General features: G+C 71.0%; 2 protein-coding genes. One reads left to right on the top strand and one right to left on the bottom strand.

All coding sequences use genetic code 11. The features are described from left to right. Positions 1–1,085: acyltransferase (locus VOI19_RS19200; protein WP_323794528.1), on the bottom strand; the 1,085-nt coding region annotated here is incomplete at its 3' end. A 136-nt stretch (positions 1,086–1,221) separates the two neighbouring features. Between VOI19_RS19200 and VOI19_RS19195 the strand changes: the two genes are divergently transcribed. Continuing rightward, the coding region (locus VOI19_RS19195; RefSeq protein WP_323794527.1) for a Bax inhibitor-1/YccA family membrane protein at positions 1,222–1,652 on the top strand (431 nt) is incomplete at its 3' end.

The following is a 1,652-nucleotide window of genomic DNA, read 5'->3' as shown; positions in this document are numbered from 1 at the left end:
GTCGCGCCGGCCAGCACGAACGTCGCCGCGACAGCGGCCGTGGTCTCGAGAGCAGTGAGTGGTCGCTGCAGCGCCGAGGCCGGAACCACGAGCAGCGGCCAGTGCCAGAGGTAGAGCGAGTAGGACCAGTCGCCGACCACGCGCAGCGGACCCACCCCGAGGGCGCGCGTCGCTCGCGACTCGACCGGGTGGCCGCCGGAGCCGGCGAGGAGCACGGCGGCGGTGCCGAGCACCGGAAGCAGCGCAGCCGGGCCCGGGAACGACGTCCCGGCGTCGTAGCGCGCGCAGGCGACCGTCACCGCGAGCAGCCCGGAGGTGGCGAGCAGGCCGCGTGCGCGCAGCGTCAGGCGGCCGGCGAGTGGACGAGCGACGCCGGCGAGGGCCGCACCCACGGCGAGCTCCCAGGCGCGGGCCGGGGTGGAGAAGTAGGTGCTCACCGGGTCAGCGGCGGTGGCGACGGTCGCGTAGGTGAGGGAGCACGCCGCGACGACGACGAGGCCGATCACGATCGTCCCCCGCGTCGGGCTGAGTGCGGCGCCGTGGACCGGCTGAGGCGCGACCCGCCGCCTCGCCACCCAGAGCAGCCCCAGCAGCAGCAGCGGCCAGACGAGGTAGAACTGCTCCTCGACCGCCAGCGACCAGTAGTGCTGGAGCGGCGAGGGAGCCTGCTCGGCGGCGAAGTAGTCGGCACCTACGTCGGCGAACCGCACGTTCGCGGCGAAGACCGACGCCCACAGCGCATCGCTCACGACCCGCAGCGCATCGACGGCGCTGAGCCAGACCAGCGACGCCACCACCGTCACGCTCAGCACGAGGGTGGCGGCCGGCAGGATCCGGCGGGCGCGACGCGCGTAGAAGTCGCGCAACGAGATGCGGCCGGAGGATGCGACCTCGTCGAGCAGCACCTGCGAGATGAGGAAACCCGAGATGACGAAGAACACGTCGACGCCCACGAAACCGCCGGGCAGGAACGACACCCCGGCATGCCCGGCGATCACGACGATCACCGCGATCGCGCGCAGTCCCTGGACGTCTCCGCGGAAACCGGTGCGGGTCGTCAGCTCCGACCTCGCACCACTCGACACGCGCGCAGGCTAGCAATCGCCGGGCCGGACACGAAGTATGCGCGCGAGGAACTATCTCAGCGATGCCGTACGTTGAGTCCTACGAGAGGCCGACTGGGCCTCCTACCAGTTCATCCGGCCTCCAAGGAGGAGACCAATGCAGTCCAACAACCCGGTGTTCCGTCGCTCGGATGAGTTCAGCCGCGCAGGCGGAGGAAACCAGACGTACGCCGGCTACGGCGACCCGTCGACCTGGTCGACCGGCCAGCCCGCCCAGGGCTCGCAGGCCGGCTACGGTCTCGCACCGCAGCAGCCCGTCCGCACCGACCGCATGACGATCGACACCGTCGTGCAGAAGACCGCCATCTCGCTCGGCGTCGTCATCGTGACGGCTCTCGCGACCTGGATCCTCACCCCGGAGGTCTCCGAGTTCTCGGCTGCCTCCGACCTCGGCTCGCTCTTCGCGGCCGTGACGATCGGTTCGCTCGGCGCCTTCGCGCTCTCCATGGTGCTGTCGTTCAAGAAGGTCATCAGCCCCGCGCTGGTGCTCGTCTTTGCGCCACGCCCTCGAGCGCCGCAAAGACGAGC

The sequence above is a fragment of the Nocardioides sp. genome (assembly GCF_034670285.1).
In the GTDB taxonomy this organism is placed as follows: domain Bacteria; phylum Actinomycetota; class Actinomycetes; order Propionibacteriales; family Nocardioidaceae; genus Nocardioides.
The sequence above is the reverse complement of the archived record's forward strand: the minus strand, read 5'-3'. Positions and strand labels throughout refer to the sequence as shown.